This is a genomic window from Janthinobacterium sp. FW305-129 (assembly GCF_020858115.1).
In the GTDB taxonomy this organism is placed as follows: Bacteria; Pseudomonadota; Gammaproteobacteria; order Burkholderiales; family Burkholderiaceae_D; genus Janthinobacterium.
On sequence record NZ_JACYMM010000018.1, the window covers coordinates 1 to 22742 of the forward strand.

A 22742-nucleotide genomic window follows, 5' to 3' on the forward strand; every position below is an offset into this window, starting at 1 on the left:
GTAAAAAGTTTTTGGGTCGTTAGCTCAGCTGGTAGAGCAGCGGACTTTTAATCCGTTGGTCGCAGGTTCGAATCCCGCACGGCCTACCAAATACTTCAGAGAAGCCAACCGTTTGCGGTTGGCTTTTTTGTTTTTGGGCGCTCTAAAATCTACTACAACAGACATCGAAACTAGGGCGCCCTGTCCAGCCACCTCTCCCATCAAGCATCTATGATTACCACTTTTCCGTGAAGAGACCGCTGGCTACTCCGTACGAAGACTGCTTCCTCAGTTATCAAACTGCAGCATGATCAGCTAAATTCTTTGCAACTATTCAGGATGGATAGTAGCATCGAGTTTTCTTTCCGAATATTCCAAATGCTAACTCAAGGTTTCTTTGCTGAGATATCTAATCTCGTAAGACTTTACGTAGTGTCGCTAAGGTCATTCAGTTCACTTCAGACTGAAATTAAGAGCATGTCAAAAGAACGACATGAAGAGCGGATATTTTTAAAATATGACAAGAAAATTAATCTACCCCATTATTGGGAAACGAAAGCATTTTTAAATCTTGAAGCGCAAAATTACCTGCGCGAAGTTATTTTCGTTCGCCTAATCTCTGCTACCGAAGTAATGTTGCAAGACTATGCGAAAATCATATACAGCGCCAATCGAGCTACCCTTTTAGGCAAAGAAATTAAGATTGACACAAATCTCCTATCCACCTTTCAAACCATCGATGAAGTTTGGTCGAAAATTGTTCGAGAAGAATGCAGAAATCTCAACGGCAGAAAATTCTCAGATATAATTGAATACTACAAAATAAAATTCAATATAAATCTTCGCCGCTTCGCTGAAATCGTTGCAATTGAAGAGATGTATGATCAGAGAAATATACTTGTCCATGCACTGGGTCATACAGATGATGCATTTAGAAAAAAATATAGCTCAAATCAATCATTTCTCGCAATTACAGACAAAAATCTGAGGCAATGCTTCACAAATCTAGAGGCATTTCACGAATTTGTACGGCGAGCCAGCTTTAAAAAAATAAACCCTACCAATGGAATAAATAGATCATTCCAACTAGTATTGAAAATCAGGATAAACGAAGAAAGTGCAAACCATCTTTTCGATCCAAATTATTTATTTAACTTCAAAAATAAAATGCACCCCCTATCTTCCGTAACAATTTCCAACCTAAGAAATAAAACCGAAGTAGATTTGATACTATCAGGACCTCGGGAAATTGTATCAGAGTACATTCAAATAATAAAACATATCGAAGATACAAGAAAGATACTATCAGTAACGCGTCGTGATGTCATGAGTCGATCACATAAAACAAAACTTTCAGACGAGAAACTGGATGAAATATTTTCCTACATTCAAACAAGGCCATGGCCAGAAGGAATCAAGCAAAAAATTTCTGATGAAATGGGAATTTCAAAAACACAAATATCTTATGCATTCAATTTAATTCTCGAACAGGAAGATGAATTCTTAAGAAGAGCAACTACAACTATTTAGATTTTAAGGGAGCGTCTTTCCGACATAAAAATTTTTCCCACTAAAATATTTTGCAGAATTTTTTACACAAAACTTAAAAATAACCACATTCCAATTAAAAAAGTAAGCGACAAATATCTCCAGCGGCATTTAGTCCGCCACGATAGTCACTACCAGATTTCGGCAAAATAAAAGTATAACGTGAGTCATTCTGATATACGAGCTTACAATGTTTCCCATCTTCGCTTATGGAAAATCCGATCTGCTCTAGGTCCCGTTTTGTTCTAGCATCCATACTTTGATATCCCCGGAGAAGCGTTTTAATTTTTTCCCGATTTCGCACCCTTTCAGCACCTATTACATTGGCAGATACTAATGCTTGCAAAATGTGCTGCCGACGGCCATCTGGTGTAACGCGACCAATTCCGCTTTCAAGAGCTTCCATTATTGAATCTAATATTTCACCTTCATATAGGTCACATTCTCCACCAGTATCTAACGTGATTCCATCGCCGCCACGATCCTGCATAGCATATCGACGAACTTCAGCCTTAAGACGAATAATCTCAGATTCTGCAGCTTGAAGTCCCGCATCTTTTGAACGTAGTTCATCCTCGTACAAATCCACATAGTTCTGGGTCTCTTTCGATCCTTCATCCTTTAGACAATTAATCAAACGACGTGATTTAAGCTCTTTTATCGCTGCAAGCGTACAACGAACCATCGGTCGTCGATTAATTAATGAAAGACGTAGTTCATCAAATATCAACTGTTCAATGGATCCAGCAGAAACAGCACCAGAAGCAAAAAAAGAACGTTTCCCGCCACCTTCTGGCCAGTACAGAGCAATAGTGCCTCCGTAAACATTCTTACGCTGCGTTAAGGCCATAAGCCCAAGCGAAAAATCTCTGTTGGGCTCAACAACTACGTGCGCCATGCCCGTCAATAACGCTGCAAGTGCATTAGGGTCAACCAAGTAAGGGCCGTGAAATGGAGCGCTTACATAGATGATCGGCATATACGAGTACGTTTCACCTCGAACGCAACTTGCCGCCAAGTCAATTTCCGAGGAGGTGAAGACAACTGGCGTATCAGCGACTTTAAATTCACCATCAACGCCACAGCCTAACTCTTCAAGAAGTACTCTTAGCAATACTGGTTTTTTCGCTACCGGAACTTTTGCTCTAGGATGCAATGGGTCGCATTCGATCCTAATACTTACCCATGCAGTTGACGGTAGTAGCGCCAGGACAATCGTAGTTATCCATTCAAAATCGGCATCTGATTTACGATAAATCACAGCCGCTGACTCGCTATCAGCTGTACTTTCGCAGATTGATTCGATAGATTCGGTTTCTTCCACCGCGTCCCATGCTTCACCGATACCAAGTCCGGCAAGAGACTTGGCATTGAAGTTCGTATATCGAGAACCAAGCAACCACTTTTTCACTGCCGCAAAAAAATCAACACTAGCTATTTCGATAGGAACAGGGACCTCTGTAGCGAAAGAGAGCATTTAATATCCTCAAGAACGTTGGGTGCTGCCAAGACACTAGCAATAATGACAACCAAGAGTATCGTCCTTTTTATTGTTGATGGGCAAGAAATATTTCACACACTAGGCCGAGGTCACACACCAGGCCGGGGTCAAGTCCGCCATTCATACACGATTTCAGCCTTGACCGCCTCCATCTGCAGCAAGTTGCACTTTATCAAACACCGATATTGCTCGATTCACTGCCATGCCCTTCCCCATACCTCCCCGGCGTCACCCCCATCACCCGCTTGAACATGGCAATAAAGGCGCTGACGTTGTCGTAGCCCAGGTCCAGCGCAATCGTCGTGACGGGCTGGCCGGCGGCCAATCGTTCCAGGGCGCGCAGGATGCGGGCGCGCTGGCGCCAGGCGGAGGGCGTAAAGCCCGTCTCGATGGTAAAACGACGCGCCAGGGTGCGCGGCGAGACGCCGGTCCAGGCGGCCAGTGCTTCCACGCCCCGCTCGTCGGCCAGGTCATCGAGCACGGCGCGTGCCACGCGCAGCAGGCGCGGGTCCGTGGGTAACGACAAACCGAACGGCTCGTGCGGCGCGGCGGCGATCTCGTCGAGGATCACGCCCGCCACCCGGGCTTGCCGCGCATCCAGTGCGTCCGGCGCGCTATCGTTCCAGGCGCTGGCGCGGCCCACCGCTTCGCGCAGCAAGCCCGAGACGCGCATCACGCACGGCGCGGCGGGCAAGCCGGCGCAGCTGGCCTCGTCCACATACACGCTCCAGCCCGCAAACGGGCCGTGCGAACGCAGCGCGTGGATGTGATGGGGCGGCATCCACACGCAATGGCTGGCCGGCACCACCCACTGGCCGCTGTCGGCAGCGACGGAAAGCAAGCCCCGCATGGCGCCGAACAGCTGGCCGCTGGCATGGCGGTGCGCCGCCGTCACCCGTTCCTGTGGCTGGACAATGCGCAAGGCGCGCAGCGGCGGCGGCGATGCGGGAAAAATTGGCGGATTTGACGTATCGAATGACATAAACAACGCAGGCAAGACAATCCGGCCATCATACAGTGAAGTCTTTCCAACCCTCAGGAGTTCGCCATGCGCGCAGAAGACGTATTAGCCGATCAACAAAACCAGGCCCAGTTCAAGGGCGTCACCGTGCGCAAGGGCACGGTGGGCGCTTTTCTCGCCAATGCCCGGCTGTGGCTGGACGACGCCAGCAGCAGCGACGACAAGGCCATCGCTGAGCGCGACATTGTCGACGCCCTGCCCGCCCTGCACGCGCTGGGACTGTTCGACATCGTGCAAGTACGCGATGCGGCGCTGCGCGAACTGGTGGCCGCGTCCGCCGCGTAAGCTGGCAGGCTCGTCCCCGGCGCGCATTTCCTCTATCATGCTGCTTTGCCCGCCTTCGCACCCGCCATGCCGTTTACCATTGCCGCCCCCGTCCACAGCGAACTGATCATCAAGAAAAGCCGTTTCATCGGTTGCGTGCAGCCGATGACGGACCGCGCCAGCGCGCAGCAGGTGGTCAATGACTTGAAGGCCCAGCATCCGGGCGCCTGCCATGTGTGCTGGGCGCTGCGGGCGGGCGGGCAGTCGGCGGCCGTCGACGATGGCGAACCGAGCGGCACGGCCGGGCGGCCCATGCTCGACGTGCTGCGCCACCAGGACCTGGAAGGCGTGCTGGCCACCGTGGTGCGCTATTTTGGCGGCATCAAGCTCGGTGCGGGCGGCCTGGTGCGCGCCTACACGGACAGCGTGGCGCAAGCGTTATTGCAGGCGGAAAAGACGGCCATCGTGCGCCAGCGCAGCCTGCGCTGCACGGTGCCGTATGCGATGGAAGGCATGCTGCGCCGCGAACTCGATGGCGCCGGCGCCACCTTGCTCAACGTTGCGCATGGCGACGCCGTGCTGTTCGACTTCAGCCTGCCTGAAACGGCGGCCACCGCCCTGCTGGCCCATCTGCATGAGGCGGGCAATGGGCGGATAGCCTGGCTGAAAGTAGAGACAGAAGAGGAAGAATAAAACTTACAAGTTGGCTGGACGCTTGATCTGCAGCAAAATAAAATGCGTCCACGCCAGCGCCGGCAGCACCATCAGCAACAACATCAGTCCGGCCGGCATGTCCGGCACGAAACGCACGAAGCAGGCGAGAAAACTGGCGATGGCCAGCCAGAAACGCCAGTTGAAGGCATACGCCTTGCGCGCCACCGTGGCCAGGGCGATGCGCCAGAATTCCAGCAAGGCCCACAGGCCGCCCGTCAGCAACAGCGCGGCCAGGGCATTGGCGCCGGGGGCGTCGGCCCAGGTGCGCACGAGGTTGTACAGCAGCACGGGATAGCCGGCCGTGACGGCCAGGGTGGCCGGGCCGGCGGCGATGACAGCTTCAAACAGCTGCCCTTTGGAACGATGATCCACTAAATCTTGCTCCTCAAGCCACGACGCCCGAATGGGCGGCGATCACTTGCAGCGCGCCGGCCGCATCCTGCGCCCAGACGCGCGTAAAACGGAAGTCGCCATGCGTTTCCACGTCGTGATAACTGCCCGTCAACTGCATGCGCACGGAGACGACGGCCACGTTGCCATTGATGCGCACATGGCGCTCGGAAGCGCGCAGATCGGTAATGGTCAGCAGACGCTGCTCGTGCGCGGCCAGATCCGCATGCTTGCTCAGCAAGTGGCCCAGGTGATTGGTAAACAATAAGTCATCGGCCAGCAACCGACTCAGTACAGCCACATCGGAGGCCATCATGGCCAGGCGCAAGCGTTCTTCCGCATCGAGTACCTGTACTTCCGTTAAAGCATTCATCTTTTTCCTTGAAATAATTGGCACGTCATTAATAAATAGGCAAAACATGCTGGCACGAAATCCATTTTTTCACAATCCGCCGGAAGACTTATGCCTGTGGAGCATATTTATATAGCGTAATATTCGCAGCGGTATTGCGCAAAACGCCACCATAGTACTGTACAGTGCTTGCCCTTCCGCCCCGGGCTGGGGCAGCTGTCAGTTGTAGTACTGTTTTATGTGCTCCGTGCAGTCTCGAATAAAACCAAGATAAGGCCCCTTCATGGCAATTAATATCATCCTGAACCTGCTCGTTGCGTTGCTCGTCTTCGCTTTCATGTTCCATCAGCAACGCAAACACGCGACGTTTACCGTGCGCGTCTTCACGGGCCTGGGCCTGGGCGTGCTGCTCGGTGCGGCCGTGCAGTGGCTGTACGGCGCCGGCTCGCCCATCATCGCCGGCACCAATGAATACATCGACATCGTCGGCAGCGGCTACGTCAAACTGCTGCAGATGATCATCATGCCGCTGATCATGGTGTCCATCATTTCCGCCATTTTAAAGCTGAAGGATGCCAGTTCCCTGGGCAAGATCAGCGCGCTGACCATCGGCACCCTGCTCATCACCACGACCATCGCCGCCGCGATCGGCATTTTGATGGCCAAACTGTTCGGCCTGACGGCCGTCGGCCTGACGTCGAGCGCTGCCGAAGTGGCGCGCGGCGTGCAGCTGCAAGGGTCGCTGGAAACGGCAAAAGCCCTGTCCCTGCCGAAACTGCTGGTCAGCTTCGTGCCGACCAACCCCTTCCTCGACATGACGGGCGCGCGCAAGACGTCGACCATCGCCGTGGTCGTGTTCTCCATCTTCATCGGCATCTCGGCCACGGGCATCGCCGCCAAGAAGCCGGAAATCTTCGCTTCCTTCGAAAGCTTCATGAAAGTGGCGCACGCCATCGTCATGCGCATGGTCACCCTGGTGCTGCGCCTGACGCCGTACGGCGTGTTCGCGCTGATGTTTGCAGTGGTGGCCTCGTCGAGCTACACGGACATCTTGAAATTGATCAACTTCGTCGTCGCCTCGTACAGCGCGCTGATATTGATGTTCCTCGTGCACCTGGCCATCATCGCCGGCGTGGGCCTGAACCCCTTGCGCTTCGTCAAGAAAGTCTTCCCCGTGCTGGCTTTCGCGTTCACGTCGCGCACCAGCGCCGGCTCGATCCCGATGAGCGTGCAGACGCAAACCCAGCGCCTGGGCACGCCGGAAGGCATCGCCAACTTCGCCGCCTCGTTCGGCTCGACCATCGGCCAGAATGGCTGCGCCGGCATCTATCCGGCCATGCTGGCCGTCATGATCGCCCCTACCGTCGGCGTCGACCCGTTCACCGTCAGCTTCCTGCTGCCCTTGCTGGCCATCATCACCATCGGCTCCGTCGGCGTGGCCGGCGTGGGCGGCGGCGCCACGTTTGCCGCGCTGATCGTGCTGTCGGCGATGGACTTGCCCGTCGCGCTGGCCGGCTTGCTGATCTCCGTCGAACCGCTGATCGACATGGGCCGCACGGCCCTGAACGTGAGCGGCTCGATCACGGCCGGCACCGTCACCAGCAGGGTCATGGGACAGACCGACCTGGCCGTCTACAACAGCGACGACGCACCCGACCTGGACGAAGCGGAACACGCCGCCTAGGAAGCCATCCACCGGCGCGCCGCGCCTTGCCGCTTTCGTCTATATTGAATCGCAGTCAATACGGAGGAAGGCGCGAGGCGATGGAACAGAAATGGCCGCAGCAAATCTGGATCGTGCGTCACGGCCAAAGTGCCGGCAACGTGGCGCGCGATGCCGCCGAAGCGGAAAAACAGTTATTGATCGCCATCGCCGAGCGCGATGTCGATGTACCCCTCTCCGAGCTGGGCGCGCGCCAGGCGCAAGCCCTCGGCGACTGGTTCGCCACCCTCCCCCCTGAACAACAACCGACCGTCGTGCTGTATTCGCCGTACGTGCGGGCGCAGCAGACGGCGCAAGCCGTGCTGGCGCGCATCGGTGCGGACAGCTTGAACTCCGTCGTGGCCGACGAGCGCCTGCGCGAAAAGGAATTCGGCATCCTCGACCGCCTGACCGTGCACGGCATCGCCAGCAAATACCCGGAATTGCACGAACAGCGCCAGCACGTGGGTAAATTCTACTTCCGCCCGCCGGGCGGCGAAAGCTGGTGCGACGTCATCCTGCGCCTGCGCAGCGTGCTCGACACCATCACCCGCGAATACCGGGGCGAACGGGTGCTGATCGTCGGCCACCAGGTCATCGTCAATTGCTTCCGCTACCTGCTGGAGCGCTGCGACGAGCACGCCATCCTGGCCATCGACAAGGCGGCCGACGTGCCCAACTGCGGCATCACCTCGTACGCCTTCAACCCCGCCCTGGGCAGGCACGGCAAGCTGCAGCTGGACCTGTGCAATTTTGTTGCGCCGCTGGAAGCGGCCGGCACACCCGTCACGGCCCAGCCCGACATGCCGGCGGCGCCGAAATCCTGATCCTTAGGAGGTCATCCATGGACGCCACCGCCATCACCCCTTCCCTGCTGCGTTCCTGGCCCCTGCCCATGCCACAGCCCGATGGCGACAAGGAAGTGCGCGGCCATCTGCTGATCGTCGCCGGCTCCGAGGAAATGCCGGGCGCCATCGTGCTGGCAGCCACGGCAGCCCTGCGCGCGGGCGCGGGCAAGCTGACCCTGGCGACGGGCGCCTCGGTGGCGGCGCAAGTGGCCATCGCCATGCCCGAGGCGCGGGTCATCGGCCTCGACGAAACGGCGCTGGGCGGCTTCCGCCACGAGGCGCGGCACCAGCTGGCGCCGCTGGCCGGCAAGGTCGATGCCGTCCTCGTCGGGCCGGGCATGTGCGACACGGCCGCCTGCTGCGAGCTGATGCGCCACCTGCTGCCCCTGTTTGCCGGCAGCCGCCTGATCCTCGACGCCTGCGCCATGCAGGTCGTGCGCCAGCCGCCGCAGTTCCATTTTGAGCAGCCCGTGCTGCTGACGCCGCACGCGGGCGAACTGGCCCAGCTGATGGGCCTGTCGAAGGACGCCGTGCTGGCCGACCCGCAGGCCTGCGCCGTGGAAGCGGCACGGCGCTGGCACGCCATCGTCGCCCTGAAAGGCGCGCTGACCGTCATCGCCATGCCCGATGGCAGCAGCTGGACGCACGCGGGCGGCAACATCGGCCTGGCCATCTCCGGTTCCGGCGACACGCTGGCCGGCATCATCACGGGCCTGGCCGCGCGCGGCGCGCCATTGGAACAGGCATGCGCCTGGGGCATCGCCCTGCATGCGCTGGCTGGCGAACAGCTGGCCCTGCGCTTCGGCATCCTCGGCTACCTGGCGCGCGAAATCCCGGCCGAGATACCCGCCCTGCTGCGGAATCTGACGCCCTGAGCTGGCGCTCTGAGCTGGCGCCCTGAGTGAAGCGGCGTAGAAACAACAGCCATAAGCATATCCATAAAGAATCGTTCGCCTGGGCAACAACCTCCCTTAAGCTCATCCAATTGTTTTCAGATGAACAAGCTTAAAGGATACCGCCGTGCACCTGCGCCACTCATACGCCCCCCATTCCCTTCCCGCCACGCCGCTGCGCGCCATCGTGCTGGCCTGCGCCATGCTGGGCGCCGCGCCCGCCTGGGCACAGGACGCGCAAGCCACCGCCAGCACAGGCACAGGCGCCACCGCTGAAACGGCCGGCGCCAGCATCGACCAGGTCACCGTCGTCGGTTCGCGCGCGCGCAACCGCACCGTCTTCGACAGCAGCGTGCCCATCGACCGCTTCGGTGCCCGTGAAGTGGACAACGCGCTGGCCTCGGGCGACGTGGGCGCGGCCCTGCAAAATCTGTCGCCGTCGATCAACTTCCCCCGCATCGAGTCGAGCGGCGCGTCGGACTCCGTGCGCGGCATCCAGTTGCGGGGCCTGGCGCCTGACCAGGTGCTGGTGCTGATCAACGGCAAGCGCCGCCACACGAGCGCCGTGCTCGACACGGAAAGCAGCTTTGCCGGCACCGTGCCGGTCGACATCAACGCCATTGCGCCGAATGCCATCGATCACATCGAAATCCTGCGCGACGGCGCGGGCGCCCAGTACGGCAGCGATGCCGTGGCCGGCGTGATCAACATCGTGCTGAAAAAGGCCCGCACGGGCGGCGCCGCCTCCGTCAGCTATGGCGCCAACCACACGCATTTCGCCCCCACCGATCAAACCCTGACGGATGGCCAGACCGTCATCGTCAACGCCGACTACGGCGTGCCGCTGGGCGAGGCGGGATTCTTCCGCTTCGGCGCGGAAACGCGGCGCCGCTCGCCCACGGAACGGGCCGGCCCCAGCGACGCGGGCTGGACGTCCTACAACTTCACGCCGGCCGACCAGGCGCTCGACGGCAAGGTGGTGTTCAAGTCCGGCGACTCGCGCCAGCGCAACAACTATTTGTTCTACAACACCCAGCTCACGCTGGCCAACGGCCTCGACCTGTACTCGTTTGCCACCCTGAACGAACGCACATCCGACGGCAGCGCCTACTTCCGCTACCCGGGCGACCCGTCAAACGTGCCGGCCCTGTATCCGCACGGCTACCGCCCCGTCACCAACGGCGACAAGCGCGACCTCAGCATCGTTGCCGGCGTGCGCGGCAGTGCGGGCGAATGGAACTGGGACGCCAGCGCGCGCCACGGCAGCGACCGCTTTGACTACGGCGTAAGCCACTCCGTCAACGCTTCGCTGGGCGCGGCCAGCCCCACGCGTTTCAATCTGGCCGGCTTCGACTTCCGCCAGGACGCCTTGAACCTCGATGCCACGCGCACCATCGACATCGGTTTACCCGCCCCTTTGAGCCTGGCCGTGGGCGCCGAATGGATGCGCGAAACGTACACCAGCTCGGCCGGCGACCCCGCTTCGTATGCGGCCGGCAGCTTCACCGACGCGCCACCGGGCGCGCAGGCGGGACCGGGCTTGCGTCCATCGGACGCCTACGATGGCAGCCGCCAGATCCGCTCCGTGTATGCGGACGTGGAAAGCGACCTCACGCCGCGCCTGCTGGTGGGCGCCGCCGCCCGCTATTCCGACTACAGCGACTTCGGCAGCGCCAGCACGGGCAAGTTGTCCACGCGCTACAAGGTGACGGACAACTTCCTCGTGCGCGGCTCGCTGTCGAACAGCTTCCGCGCGCCAGCCCTCGTGCAGACGGGCTTCCGCTTCGCCACCCTGAACTTCAACGCCGATGGCACGGCCCTGCAAACGGCAGCCCTGCTGCCGGCCAGCGACCCGCTGGCGCGCAACTTCGGCGCGCAACAGCTGAAACCGGAAAAATCGGCCAACCTGTCGCTGGGCCTGGCCTGGAAACCGGCGGCCGCCACCAGCCTGACGGTGGACGCCTACGTGATCCGCATCCGCGACCGCATCACGCGCTCGAGCGACTTGCAAAGCGATGCCGTCACGGCCTACCTGGCCGCGAATGGCCGCAGCGACATTCAATCCGTGGCCTACCTGGCCAATTTGCTCGACACGCGCACCAAAGGACTGGATCTGGTGCTGAACCACGACCTGGCGTTCACCTCAGGCAAGCTGAACCTGAATGCGGCGCTGAACCTGAACAAGACCAGCCTCGACAAGGTGCACCAAAGTTCCACCGCGCTGGCCGCCATCGATCCGAGTCTGACCCTGCTGACGGAGACGAGTTTGTTCCGCATCAAACATGCGTCACCCGCCAGCAAATTGATCTTGGGCGCTGACTGGCAAGCGGCAGACTGGGGGGTGCAGGCGCGCGCCACGCGCTTTGGCGAGCTGAAAGATTTTTCCTACGACAGCGACGCGCCCTTGATCGACGGCATCCCCGCGCAACGCTTCGGCGCCGTCTGGTCGCTGGATCTGGAAGGCCAATTGAAACTGAGCAAGCAACTGACGGTGAGCGTGGGCGGCAACAATATCCTCGACCGCTATCCGCAACGCGTGCGCGAAACGAATAACGCCACGTATGGCGGCGCCCTGCCCTACAATTTCATCAACCCCATCGGCGTCAATGGCGCCTACTTTTACGCTAAATTAAGCTACACGTTCTGACACGGACAAGGATAAATCATGATTATCAAACGAATCTCCCACCTCGCCGCCGGCGCCTGCCTGAGCGCCCTGCTGCTGTCGCCCGCCCAGGCTGCCGCGCCGCTGGTGCTGATGACGGACTTCGGCACGGCCGACGGCGCCGTGTCCGCCATGCATGGCGTCGCCTACGGCGTCGATCCCCAGCTCACCATCTCGGATCTGACGCACCAGATTCCCGACTACGACATCTGGCTGGGCGCCTACCGCCTGTACCAGACGGCCAATTACTGGCCGCAAGGCACGGTATTTGTTTCCGTCATCGATCCGGGCGTGGGCACCAACCGCAAGTCGGTGGTGCTGAAAACCAAGGGCGGCCGCTACTTCGTGGGCCCGGACAACGGCCTGTTCACGCTGATCGCCGAGCGCGACGGCGTGGCGGAACTGCGCGAAATCGATGAAAAGGTCAACCGCCTGGCAGGCTCCGCCGAGTCGTACACCTTCCATGGCCGCGACGTGTACGCGTATGTCGGTGCGCGCCTGGCGTCGGGCGCCATCACGTATGAACAGGTGGGCCCGCCCTTGCCCAGCGCATCCGTGGTCAAGATCGCGTATCAAAAACCTGTGCGCGACGGCAATACCATCCGCGGCATCGTGCCCGTGCTGGACGTAAAATATGGCAATGTCTGGACGAATATCCCGAAATCCCTGCTCGACGAATTGCAGGTGAAATTGCATGACCTGCTGCAAGTGCGCATCTTGCACAAGGGCAAACAAGTGGCCAAGGTCACGGCGCCGTTCGAACACACGTTTGGCGGCGTCGCCAAGGGCAAGCCCCTGGTCTACCTGAACAGCCTGCTCGACGTGGCCGTGGCCATCAGCCAGGGCGACTTTGCCGCCAAGCATCACATTGAGTCAGGCGTGGATTGGGAAGTGGAAGTGAGCAAGGCCCCTGCCGCCAAGTAAGTCCCCCATCCGTGGCCGGGACGTCCTGTCCTGGCCCTTTCTTTGGCGTTCACGTGGCGCGCTTGCGCCATGTCAAAGCGGATCGCCTCTTTTCTCGCCGATGGCCGCTGATTTGTAAATCCGGTGAACCTGCGCGCGCCTGCCTACTCTAATTTTTGCAAGCGATGCCAGCCTTGCTGCGACGGTCTGCCCGCACCGTGACAGGCCGCCTTGCAAGGTACGATCACCCTCGACAGCTTTCCAACGAGAAAGGAACAATCATGACGGCCCCACTCCCTAGCACCAGCAAGCTTGTCCTCGGCACCGCCATCGTGTGTGCGCTGCTGGGCGGCTGCAACAAGCGCAATGAATCCACCACCGCCCCGGCGGCCACGCCCAACACGGCACCCGCCACCACGCCCGGCACGGGCGGCAGCGGCACCTCGGGCACCAGCGGCACCACCACGCCGGACACCACCACGCCCGCCACGCCATCCGTTGCGCCTGGCACCACCACCAACCCCGACGGCACGACCACGCCGCCGGCCACCACCCCGCCTGCCAATGGCACCACGCCAGGGACCGGGACTGGAACCGGCGCCGGGACCACCACGCCACCGCCACGCAGCAGCTAAAGGCTGCGCCCGCTGCGCTGCGGCGGCCGGCCTCGCATCCCGGCAACGAGCACGGGAATCAGCAACAAAGAGCCTTCCAACGAAGGCTCTTTGTCTTGCACGGCGTAGCAATTGCCCCCGCTACAGCATCAATGGGCTGGCGCCGCCTTCACCGCGGCCCGTGCGCCCAGCGCCTGGTGATCGGCGGCCAGGAACAGATACATGGCCGGCACCACGAACAGGGTAAACAGGGTGCCGATGGACAGGCCCGTGAAAATCACCAGCCCCATCGCGTGGCGCCCGGCCGCGCCAGCACCCGAAGCGATCACCAGGGGCAGCACGCCAAACACCATGGCAGCCGTCGTCATGAGGATGGGACGCAGGCGCACGGCAGCCGCTTCTTCCACCGCTTCGCGCTTGCTCTTGCCCGTCTTTTGCAGCTGATTCGCTACTTCCACGATCAGGATGCCATGCTTGCTGATCAGCCCCATCAGGGTCACCAGGCCCACCTCCGTGTAGATGTTGATCGAAGCAAAGCCGAGGAAGATGAACATGGTGGCGCCAAACAGGGCCAGCGGCACGGAAACGAGGATCACGACGGGGTCGCGGAAACTCTCGAACTGCGCCGCCAGCGCCAGGAAGACGATCACCACGGCAAACAGCATGGTGACGACAAAACCGCCCGACTCCTGCACGAACTGGCGCGACTGGCCCGCATAGTCGGCCGTGTAGCCACTGGGTGCCAGCTGGGCCAGCGTCTCGCGCATGAAGGCCAGCACCTCGCCCTGCGAGGCGCCGGACACGCCGGAAAGCGTCACGGAATTGAGCTGCTGGAAGCGGTTGATCGACTCGGGCACGACATCGTAGCGGATATGCGCGACGGTACTGGCCGGTATCATCGCACCGTCGGGCGTCTTGATATGGAAGTCCAGCACGGCCGATGGATTCAGGCGGTCCACCTGCAGCACCTGCGGGATCACCTTGTAGGAACGCCCGGCGATGGAAAAATAATTGACGTAGTTGCCGCCCAGGGCCGCGCCCAGCGCCTGCCCCACGTCCTGCTGCGTCATGCCCAGCGCGGCGACGCTGTCGCGGTCGATCACGACGGTGGCTTGCGGTTTATCAATCTTCAAGTCCGTGTCGATGAAATAGAACTTGCCCGACGCGCGCGCCTTCTCCAGCACCTGCTGCGCGATGGCATCGAGGTTTTCAAACGGCTCCGTGGTGGCGATGACGAATTGCACGGGCAGACCCGAGGAGCCGGGCAAGGCGGGAAACTGGAAGGCGGCCACGCGGGCGCCGGCAATCCGGTTCCAGCCCGCCTGCAAGTCCTGCTGCACCTGCTGGGCGCTGCGCGCGCGCTCGTCCCACGGCGTCATCAGCATGCCGCCAAAACCCGAGTTGACCGTCGGCACGCCCGTGATCTGGAACATCTGGCTGTATTCGGGCATGGCCTTGGCCACCTGGTAGATTTGCTCCGCATACACTTGCATCTGGTCTGAGGTGGCCGTCGGGTCGCCCACCACCTGCGACAGCACGACGCCCTGGTCTTCCTCGGGCGCCAGCTCGGACTGCGACATCTTGAACATCAGCCCCAGCACCACCATCAATAGCGCGGCCATGACGATGAGCACCACCCAGGTGTCGAGCAGCGCGTGCAGCAAACGCTGGTACGTGTCGTGCACCTTGCCGAAGACGCGGTCGATGGCTTGCACGAAGCGCCCGCTGTCCTGTTCCGGACGAAAAAAACGCGAACACATCATGGGCGACAGGGTCAGGGCCACGATGCCCGACACGGCCACGGCGCCGGCCAGGGTGAAGGCGAATTCCGTAAACAGCGCGCCCGTCAGGCCGCCCTGGAAGCCGATGGGCACGTACACGGCGATGAGCACCACCGTCATGGCCAGGATGGGGCTGGCCAGCTCGCGCGCCGCCAGCAGGCTGGCCTCCAGCGGCGGCTGGCCCTGCTTCATGTGGCGGTCCACGTTTTCCACCACGATGATGGCGTCGTCGACCACCAGGCCGATGGCCAGCACGATGGCCAGCAGGGTCAGCAGATTGATGGAATAGCCGAGCGCCAGCATGGCCGTGAACGTGCCGATCAGCGACAGCGGCATGGCGATCACGGGTACGATCACGGCCCGCAGGCTGCCCAGGAACAGATAGATGACGATGGTGACGATCAGCAATGCCTCGACCAGGGTCTTGATGACCTCCTTGATGGAAGTATTGATGAAGAACGTGGAGTCGTACACGATTTCTCCCGTCAGCCCGGCCGGCAGCTGGGACTGGATATCGGGGAAGCTGGCGCGCACGCGCTTGGCCACGTCGAGGATATTGGCTTCCGGCGCCACCTTGATGCCGATGAAGACGGAGCGCACGCCGCTGAAAGCCACGTTGAAATCATAGTTTTCCGACCCCAGCACGACGGTGGCCAGGTCTTCCAGGCGCACGATGGAATCGCCGCTGCGCTTGACGACGAGTTTCCTGAATTCCTCGACCGAATGCAGGTCCGTGCCGGCCGTCAGGGGAACGGTCACCATCTGCCCCTTGCTCGATCCCAGCGCGGCCAGGTAATTGTTATTGCCCAGGGCGGTACTCACCTCGGCCGCCGTCACGCCGAAGGCGGCCATCTTGTCCGCATCGAGCCAGGCGCGCAGGGCGAACAGGCGCGCGCCCAGCAATTCCGCCGTCTGCACGCCGGTGACGGCGTCCAGCTTGGGCTTGACGACGCGGCTCAGGTAATCCGTCACATTATTCGTCGGCAAGGTCTTGCTGTAAAAGCCCAGGTACATGGCGTCCGTCGTCTGCCCCATCTGTACCGTCAGCACGGGCGTTTGCGCCTGGGCCGGCAGCTGGTTCTTCACGGAACTGACTTGGGTATTGATTTGCGTCAAAGCACGGTTCGCGTCGTAATTGAGGCGCAAGGTGGCCGTGATGGTCGACACGCCGCTGCTGCTGGACGAGGACAGGTAGTCGATGCCCTGCGCCTGAGCGATGGCCGATTCCAGCGGCTGCGTGATGAAACCGGCCACCGTCTGCGCATCGGCGCCGTAATAGGTGGTGGAGATCGTCACGACGGCGTTCTGCGTCTTCGGATACTGGTTGATGGGCAGGCTGAACAGCGAGCGCAAGCCCAGCACCACCAGCAGCAGGCTCACTACCATGGCCAGCACGGGCCGGCGGATAAAGAGATCGGTGAAGTTCATGGCGGCGCCTCGGCTCAATGTTCCTGCGGCGTGGGCTGCGGATTGTTGCGCGGCTCGACGACGTTGCTGATCACCACGGGGCTGCCGTTCTTGAGCTTGATCTGCCCGCTGGTGACGACTTGCTGCCCCTCGGTCAGGCCCGTCAGCACGGCCACCTGGTCGCCCCGCGTCTCGCCCGTCGTCACGAACACCTGCTGCACCACCAGCTCGCCCGCCTTCGGCGGCGGCGCGCCGGCCTTGGGCGCCTGGGCCGGGGCCGGGGCCGTGGCCTGGGCCGGGGCCCGCTGCACGACGAAGACGGTGGAGCCATACGGGTTATAGGTGATCGCCGTCTGCGGCAAGGTCAGGAACTGTTTCTTCCCTCCCACTTCCACGTGGACGTTGGCAAACATGCCTGGCAGCAACTGCCGCTGGGGATTGGCCACCGTGGCTTCCACCTGCACATTGCGCGTGGCGGGGTCGACCTTGGAACTGATGGCGCTGACCTTGCCCGCAAACGCCGTGTTCGCATGCGCATCGCTGGACAGATTCAGGGCTTGCCCCACTTGCAGGCCGCCCAGCTGCTTCTGCGGAATATAGAAATCGACATAGATGGGATCGATGGTTTGCAAGGTGACGATCTTGTCGCCGGGATTCACGTACTGGCCCAGATTGACGGTGGTGATGCCGAGTTTGCCCGCAAACGGCGCGCGGATGGTTTTCTTGGCCACCAGTGCCGCCTGCTGGGCCGCCAGTGCCTGCTTGCTTTTCAGGTCGGCCGCGTCGTTGTCGACCTGCGCCTGGCTGATCGCCTGCACGGCAAATTGCTGGCGGTCGCGCGCCAGCACGGACGCGGCAAGTTCCGCGGCCGCCTCCAGCGCGCGCAGCTGCGCCAGGTCGGCATCGGCATTCAGTTGCAGCAACAGTTGCCCCGCCGCCACTTCCTGGCCGGACTTGAAATGGATGGACCTGACGAGGCCGGCGATTTCGCTCGTCACGTCGACGCCGCGCACGGCCACCAGGGTGCCCACGGAGGACAGATGCGGCTGCCAGTCGACCTTGCGGACGATGGTCGCCGACACCGTCTGCGGCGTGGGCTTGGGCGAACTGGCCATGAGCTGGCGGATGTGCAGGAAAAATCCCAGCGCCAGCAGGGCAATCAACAGCACCACCGCCCCCAGCATGATGAGCATGCGCTTATTGCGTTTCGTCATGGATGCGCTCCCCGTTTATTCCGGCGTCCAAAAGTCAATCCGTGCCTGCCGCCACCGGCAAGGTGGTCGTGGCGGGAACGTTGTCCAGCGCGGGACGGTTCCACCAGCCGCCGCCCAGCGCCTGGAACAGCGCTGCGCTATCGGCATAGCGGGCCGCCTGCGCCTGTACCAGGCCCACCCTGGCCTGCTGGTAAGTGCGCTGGGCGTCCAGCAAGGACAGGTAACTGATGGCGCCCAGCTTGAATTGCTGCGTACTCAGCGCCAGCGATTCGCTGGCCATGGCCTCCACCTCGGCTTGCTGCTGCAAGGCGGCGGCATCGGCCTCGAGCGCGCGCAGGCTATCCGCCACATTCTGGAAAGCGCCCAGCACGGTGGCGCGGTAATCGGCCGCCGCCCCCTCGTAGGCCGCAACGGCGGCACGCCGCCCCGCCCGCAGCGCACCGCCATTGAAGATGGGCTGGGCCAGCCCAGCCGCCACGCCCCACACGGAAGAACCGCCATGCAGCAGCGCGGGAAAACTGGTGGCCAGCGCACCCACATTGCCCGTCAAGGTGAACTGGGGATACATGGCTGCCGTGGCGACGCCGATCTGCGCGCTGGCCTGCTGCAGCAGTGCTTCGCTTGCGCGGATGTCGGGGCGCTGGCGCACCAGGGCCGACGGCAGGGAAACGGGCAAGTCCCGCGGCAAGTGCAGCGATGCCAGGTCGAATTCAGGCATGCCGGGCTCGCTGGGCAAGCGGCCCGCATACACGGACAGCTGGTGGCGCGTCAGGGCCAGGGCTTTTTCCAGCGGCGGCACGCTGGCCCGCGTCTGCGCCACCGTGTTGCGCTGGATCAGCACCGTGGCGCGGCTGATGGCGCCGAAACGCAATTGCTGTTCGATCAGGTCCAGCTGTTTCTGTTGCGCATCGAGTATCTCGCCGGTGGTCTGCAGCTGGGCGCGCAACGATGCTTCGCGGATGGCTGCCGTCACGAGATTGGCCGTCAGGGCCAGGTACGTGGCTTCCAGCTGATACTGCCGATAGTCAACCAGGGCTTGCAAGCCCTCCAGCTGACGCTTGTTGCCGCCAAACACATCCAGCGCGTACGACACATTCACCGAGGCATTGTACAAATTGAGGACGCCACCCACGCCCTCCAGGCTGCTGTTTTTCTCGCGGCTGGCACCCAGCTGGGCGCCTACCTCGGGATACAGCAGTCTGCCAGACAGGGCGCGGTAGTTTTCATCGGCCTGGCGCAGGGCCGCCTGGGCCGACGCCAGGCCGGGATTGCGCGCGAGGGCGCCGCGCACGAGCTGGTCCAGCGCCGGCGACTGGAACAGCGACCACCATTGCGCGGGAATATCCTGGCCCGGCACGAAGCGCTGCGCCTGGCCGGCGGGACCGGGCGCCGCCGCCGTTTGCACCGGCAACGGTGCCGGCGTGTAGCGGTCGCCACCGCCGGGGGCGGCGGGACGCCGGAAGTCCGGCCCGACGGCGCAAGCGGCCAGCAGGCATACCGTAAGAATGCCGAGTATGGGCTGCCGGAGGCTGGAGAACATGGTGCTGGTCCGATACGTTGCCGTGCCACATTGCCGTTGGAAAATATCGCAAAAGTATCGCGATACCAGGCTGGCGAACCCGCCCGCCCGTTCTACGATTGTAGAGCACCAGACGTAAAAAGAGCCTTCCGAAGAAGGCTCTTTGACCTGGCACAAGGATTGCGCAGCCGAGGCTGCCTGACTTACTTTTGCAGGCTGACCGACGCCGCCTTCGGCGCGCGGCGGCCCATCACGAACAGCACGGCCTTCTTCAGCATGCGGTAGACGAAGCGCACCATCAGCAGGGTCAGCACGCATTCGAGCAAGGTCAATATCATGGCCACGGCCACGGGCATGCGCGCGGCGCGGCGGTGGAACTTGGCCACGGCGCCATCGCGGGCGATTTCGATGCTGTCATAGAAGGTCGGCACGACCAGCAGGGTCAGAATCGTCGAGGTGATGGTGCCGCCGATGATGGCGATCGCCAGTGGACGGTAGAACTCGCCACCCTCGCCCAGGCCCAGCGCCACGGGGAACATGCCGGCGATCAGCGCGAACGTCGTCATCAGGATGGGACGCAGACGCATGCGGCCCGCATACATCAATGCATCCTCGCGGCCATGGCCCTCTTCTTCTCGCTTGCGCGCCGCGTCGAGCAGCAGGATGGCGTTCTTGGCGACCAGGCCCATCAGCATGATGATGCCGATAAAACTCATCAGGTTGAGGGTGTTGTTGGTAATCACCAGCGCCACCACCACGCCGATCAGACTGAGCGGCAAGGACATCATCACGGCCACGGGCGCCGTAAAGGAACCGAACTGCATGACGAGGATCAAATACATCAGGCCGATACCCATCACCAGCGCGATCAGCATTTCCGTGAACAGCTCTTGCTGGTCCTGGCCGGCGCCGCCCAGCGCCAGGCCGTAGCCGGGCGGGAAGTCGATGGAGTTGGCCAGTTTCATGGCATCGCTCGTCACTTCGCCATTCGAACGGCCCTGCGCATTGGCCGACACGGTGATCGTGCGCTTGCCATTCTTGTGCTCGATGCCGGACGGGCCCTTGCCCATGGTAATGGTGGCGATCTGGTCCAGCGGCACCATTTGCGACGTGCCCGTCACGCTGATCGGCAGGCGCTCGATGTTCTCGGACGCCACGCGGTCGTCGGGATGCAGGCGCACGGCCACGTCGCGCGTTTCGCCCGTCGGATCGACCCAGTCGCCCACTTCCACGCCGGCAAACGCCACGCGCAGCGATTGCGCCGCGTCATTGACGGAAATACCCATCGAGTTGGCCAGGCCGCGGTTGAGCTCGATCTGCAGCTCGTTCTTCGGGTCCTGCTCCGACAAGCCCACGTCGACGGCGCCGGGAATGGCGCGCAGCTTGTCCATGTAGGCATTCGTGATTTCCATCAGCTTGCGCGAATCCGGGCCCGTGAATTCCACCTGGATGGGCTTTTGCGAACCGTTGCTCAAGTCATCCTGCACCACGTATTCGGCGCCCACCAGGCGCGACATCTTCTCGCGCAGCTCGACGGCAATTTCCTTGGCCGAACGCTTGCGGGTGTTGCGCTTGCCGATGTCGACATACACGCGTCCGCCACCCGCATTGATGGAGCTGTTGGTATCCTTGGTTTCAGGCAAGGTACGCGCCAGCACGGCCGCCGCTTCCAGTTTCAAGCGCGAATACTCGATGCTGCTCGACGATGGCGTGCGCACATTGATCATCAGATTGCCGGAATCGGATGCCGGCAAGAAACTCGTGCCGCCATGCGTGGAGTGCAGGACGATGGCGCCCACCAGGCTGCCGAAGGCGATCACGGCCATCCAGCGGCGGTGATGCAGGGCCCAGGCGATCACGCGGCCATAGCGGTCGGCCTGGTGGTCGAACCAGTGGTTGAATTTCTCCAGCACGCGGCCGATGCCCTTTTTCGGCGCCGAGTGTTCCTCGACCGGATCGCCCCAGTAGGCCGACAGCATGGGGTCGAGCGTAAACGAGATGCCCAGGCTGACGAGCACCGAGCACGTCACCGTCAAGGCAAACGGACGGAACCATTCGCCCGAGATGCCGGGCATGAAGGCGACGGGAATGAAGACGGCGATGATGGAGAAGGTCGTAGCAGCCACGGCCATACCGATCTCGGCCGTGCCTTCCAGCGCGGCCGTGCGGCGGTCCTTGCCCATCTGCATGTGGCGCACGATGTTTTCGCGCACGACGATGGCGTCATCGATCAGCACGCCGATGGCCAGCGACAGACCCAGCAGGGTCATGAAGTTCAGAGTAAAGCCGCACAGCCACACGGCGATGAAGGCGGCAATCACGGACGTGGGCAGGCTCAGCGCCGTGATCAGGGTCGAACGCCAGGAGTTCAGGAAGGCGTAGACGACGAAAATCGTCAGCACGGCGCCCAGCACCAGCGATTCGATCACGTTGTTCAGGCTATGCTGGGCGTTTTCGCCGCCGTCGCGCGTCACTTGCAGGATCGTGCCTTTCGGCAAGGTCTTGTTGATTTCCGCCACCATGTCGCGAATCTTGTTGGCCACGCTGACGGTGGAGGCGTCGCGCACGCGGGTAATCGATATGCCCACGTTGGGCTTGCCGCTGCGCATGCTCAGGCTGTTGACTTCGGCAAAACCGTCCTCGATGGTGGCCACTTGCGCCAGGCGCACGATTTCCTCGCCACGGCGCTTGATCACCACTTTCTCGAAGTCGCTTGGCGACTCGATGCGGCCCACGAGGCGGATGCTTTTCTCGTCCAGGGTGCCGCGCACCTTGCCCACGGGCGCGTTCGTGTTCTGGTTGCGCAAGGCGGTGACGACGTCGCTGACGGAAACATTGTATTCACGCAACTTTTCCGCCCGCAACAGCACGGACAGTTCGCGCTTCAGCGAACCGCCCACGTTGACCAGCGCCACGCCGTCGACGGTGCGGAAGCGGTCCGACAGCACGTCTTCGGCCAGGCGCGAAATTTCCGCATGGCTTTGCGAGTTCGACGACAGCGCCAGCTGCATGATCGGTTCGGCGGCCGGGTCGATGCGCTGCAGGATGGGTTCGCGCATTTCCGTCGGCAACTTGTAGCGCACGGCGGCAATCGCATTGCGGATATTGTCGGACGCTTCGATCAAATTGGTATTGAAGGAAAACTTCAGGAAGATGCTGGCCGAACCTTCATTCGAGTCGCTGTTGACCTCGGTCACGCCGGAAATGCTTTGCAGTGACTTTTCCAGGCGGTTCACCACTTCGCGCTCGACCGTGTCAGGTGATGCGCCAGGGTAAGGAATGCTGACGACGATGAACGGCACTTCGACGTCCGGATTCTGGTTGACGCGCAATTTCTTGAGCGCCAGCAAACCGACGCACATCATGGCCAGGATCAGGACGATGGTGGCGGTGGGCCGCTTGATACTGAAATCGGAAAGGAACATGG

Annotated in this window: 17 protein-coding genes and 1 tRNA gene; 10 read left to right on the forward strand and 8 right to left on the reverse strand. The window is 61.3% G+C overall.

Annotated features, from left to right (window positions below; all coding sequences use genetic code 11):
• Positions 1-13 precede the first annotated feature (13 nt).
• A tRNA-Lys gene (locus tag IGS61_RS26220) sits at positions 14-89 on the forward strand.
• 367 nt (positions 90-456) lie between these two features.
• Positions 457-1509: a hypothetical protein gene (locus tag IGS61_RS26225; protein WP_230542266.1), complete on the forward strand. Its 1053-nt coding sequence runs from the start codon at positions 457-459 to the stop codon at positions 1507-1509.
• Between the two features lie 94 nt (positions 1510-1603).
• On the opposite strand, the gene IGS61_RS26230 is transcribed toward IGS61_RS26225, so the two are convergent.
• Together IGS61_RS26230 and IGS61_RS26235 are read right to left on the reverse strand one after the other, a co-directional pair.
• On the reverse strand, positions 1604-3004 hold the full coding sequence (locus tag IGS61_RS26230) for a hypothetical protein (protein ID WP_230542267.1): 1401 nt from the start codon (positions 3002-3004) through the stop codon (positions 1604-1606).
• Positions 3005-3200: 196 nt separating this feature from the next.
• The gene (locus tag IGS61_RS26235) at positions 3201-4010 is read right to left on the reverse strand and encodes an AraC family transcriptional regulator (protein ID WP_230542268.1); all 810 of its coding nucleotides are present in this window, start codon (positions 4008-4010) and stop codon (positions 3201-3203) included.
• Positions 4011-4076: 66 nt separating this feature from the next.
• Between IGS61_RS26235 and IGS61_RS26240 the strand changes: the two genes are divergently transcribed.
• On the forward strand, positions 4077-4334 hold the full coding sequence (locus IGS61_RS26240) for a hypothetical protein (RefSeq protein ID WP_230542269.1): 258 nt from the start codon (positions 4077-4079) through the stop codon (positions 4332-4334).
• A gap of 66 nt (positions 4335-4400) precedes the next feature.
• Positions 4401-5006: an IMPACT family protein gene (locus IGS61_RS26245; RefSeq protein WP_230542270.1), complete on the forward strand. Its 606-nt coding sequence runs from the start codon at positions 4401-4403 to the stop codon at positions 5004-5006.
• A gap of 3 nt (positions 5007-5009) precedes the next feature.
• Here the strand turns inward: IGS61_RS26245 and IGS61_RS26250 are convergent, their stop codons facing one another.
• Together IGS61_RS26250 and IGS61_RS26255 are read right to left on the reverse strand one after the other, a co-directional pair.
• Positions 5010-5399 (reverse strand): hypothetical protein, encoded by a 390-nt coding sequence (locus IGS61_RS26250; protein ID WP_230542271.1) that lies wholly within the window; start codon positions 5397-5399, stop codon positions 5010-5012.
• A 13-nt stretch (positions 5400-5412) separates the two neighbouring features.
• Positions 5413-5790, reverse strand: coding sequence for a nuclear transport factor 2 family protein (locus IGS61_RS26255; RefSeq protein ID WP_230542272.1), 378 nt, complete (start codon positions 5788-5790; stop codon positions 5413-5415).
• 262 nt (positions 5791-6052) lie between these two features.
• On the opposite strand from IGS61_RS26255, the gene IGS61_RS26260 reads away from it, so the two are divergent.
• The 6 genes from IGS61_RS26260 to IGS61_RS26285 all read left to right on the forward strand — a co-directional run bounded on the left by IGS61_RS26260 (position 6053) and on the right by IGS61_RS26285 (position 13415).
• A complete protein-coding gene (locus IGS61_RS26260; RefSeq protein ID WP_230542273.1) occupies positions 6053-7453 on the forward strand; it encodes an L-cystine transporter in 1401 nt (466 codons plus the stop codon).
• A gap of 80 nt (positions 7454-7533) precedes the next feature.
• Complete coding sequence (locus IGS61_RS26265; protein ID WP_230542274.1) at positions 7534-8298, forward strand: histidine phosphatase family protein; 765 nt, start codon at positions 7534-7536, stop codon at positions 8296-8298.
• A 17-nt stretch (positions 8299-8315) separates the two neighbouring features.
• Positions 8316-9194: an NAD(P)H-hydrate dehydratase gene (locus tag IGS61_RS26270; protein WP_230542275.1), complete on the forward strand. Its 879-nt coding sequence runs from the start codon at positions 8316-8318 to the stop codon at positions 9192-9194.
• Positions 9195-9339: 145 nt separating this feature from the next.
• A complete protein-coding gene (locus IGS61_RS26275; RefSeq protein ID WP_230542276.1) occupies positions 9340-11859 on the forward strand; it encodes a TonB-dependent receptor plug domain-containing protein in 2520 nt (839 codons plus the stop codon).
• An 18-nt stretch (positions 11860-11877) separates the two neighbouring features.
• Complete coding sequence (locus IGS61_RS26280; RefSeq protein WP_230542277.1) at positions 11878-12801, forward strand: SAM hydrolase/SAM-dependent halogenase family protein; 924 nt, start codon at positions 11878-11880, stop codon at positions 12799-12801.
• Positions 12802-13061: 260 nt separating this feature from the next.
• Positions 13062-13415, forward strand: a complete 354-nt coding sequence (locus IGS61_RS26285; RefSeq protein WP_230542278.1) for a hypothetical protein — start codon at positions 13062-13064, stop codon at positions 13413-13415.
• A gap of 128 nt (positions 13416-13543) precedes the next feature.
• On the opposite strand, the gene IGS61_RS26290 is transcribed toward IGS61_RS26285, so the two are convergent.
• From IGS61_RS26290 to IGS61_RS26305, 4 genes are all read right to left on the reverse strand, one after another.
• Positions 13544-16603, reverse strand: coding sequence for an efflux RND transporter permease subunit (locus IGS61_RS26290; protein WP_230542279.1), 3060 nt, complete (start codon positions 16601-16603; stop codon positions 13544-13546).
• Between the two features lie 14 nt (positions 16604-16617).
• Positions 16618-17796 (reverse strand): efflux RND transporter periplasmic adaptor subunit, encoded by a 1179-nt coding sequence (locus IGS61_RS26295; protein WP_230542280.1) that lies wholly within the window; start codon positions 17794-17796, stop codon positions 16618-16620.
• Between the two features lie 34 nt (positions 17797-17830).
• A complete protein-coding gene (locus tag IGS61_RS26300; protein ID WP_230542281.1) occupies positions 17831-19336 on the reverse strand; it encodes an efflux transporter outer membrane subunit in 1506 nt (501 codons plus the stop codon).
• Positions 19337-19518: 182 nt separating this feature from the next.
• Complete coding sequence (locus IGS61_RS26305) at positions 19519-22740, reverse strand: efflux RND transporter permease subunit (protein WP_230542282.1); 3222 nt, start codon at positions 22738-22740, stop codon at positions 19519-19521.
• Positions 22741-22742 lie beyond the last annotated feature (2 nt).

Coding starts and splice junctions, on each gene's coding strand:
- IGS61_RS26300 (WP_230542281.1), bottom strand. CDS start 19,336: ATGTTCTCCAGCCTCCGGCAGCCCATACTCGGCATTCTTACGGTATGC.
- IGS61_RS26230 (WP_230542267.1), bottom strand. CDS start 3,004: ATGCTCTCTTTCGCTACAGAGGTCCCTGTTCCTATCGAAATAGCTAGT.
- IGS61_RS26265 (WP_230542274.1), top strand. CDS start 7,534: ATGGAACAGAAATGGCCGCAGCAAATCTGGATCGTGCGTCACGGCCAA.
- IGS61_RS26240 (WP_230542269.1), top strand. CDS start 4,077: ATGCGCGCAGAAGACGTATTAGCCGATCAACAAAACCAGGCCCAGTTC.
- IGS61_RS26225 (WP_230542266.1), top strand. CDS start 457: ATGTCAAAAGAACGACATGAAGAGCGGATATTTTTAAAATATGACAAG.
- IGS61_RS26290 (WP_230542279.1), bottom strand. CDS start 16,603: ATGAACTTCACCGATCTCTTTATCCGCCGGCCCGTGCTGGCCATGGTA.
- IGS61_RS26295 (WP_230542280.1), bottom strand. CDS start 17,796: ATGACGAAACGCAATAAGCGCATGCTCATCATGCTGGGGGCGGTGGTG.
- IGS61_RS26280 (WP_230542277.1), top strand. CDS start 11,878: ATGATTATCAAACGAATCTCCCACCTCGCCGCCGGCGCCTGCCTGAGC.
- IGS61_RS26270 (WP_230542275.1), top strand. CDS start 8,316: ATGGACGCCACCGCCATCACCCCTTCCCTGCTGCGTTCCTGGCCCCTG.
- IGS61_RS26260 (WP_230542273.1), top strand. CDS start 6,053: ATGGCAATTAATATCATCCTGAACCTGCTCGTTGCGTTGCTCGTCTTC.
- IGS61_RS26285 (WP_230542278.1), top strand. CDS start 13,062: ATGACGGCCCCACTCCCTAGCACCAGCAAGCTTGTCCTCGGCACCGCC.
- IGS61_RS26305 (WP_230542282.1), bottom strand. CDS start 22,740: ATGTTCCTTTCCGATTTCAGTATCAAGCGGCCCACCGCCACCATCGTC.
- IGS61_RS26245 (WP_230542270.1), top strand. CDS start 4,401: ATGCCGTTTACCATTGCCGCCCCCGTCCACAGCGAACTGATCATCAAG.
- IGS61_RS26235 (WP_230542268.1), bottom strand. CDS start 4,010: ATGTCATTCGATACGTCAAATCCGCCAATTTTTCCCGCATCGCCGCCG.
- IGS61_RS26255 (WP_230542272.1), bottom strand. CDS start 5,790: ATGAATGCTTTAACGGAAGTACAGGTACTCGATGCGGAAGAACGCTTG.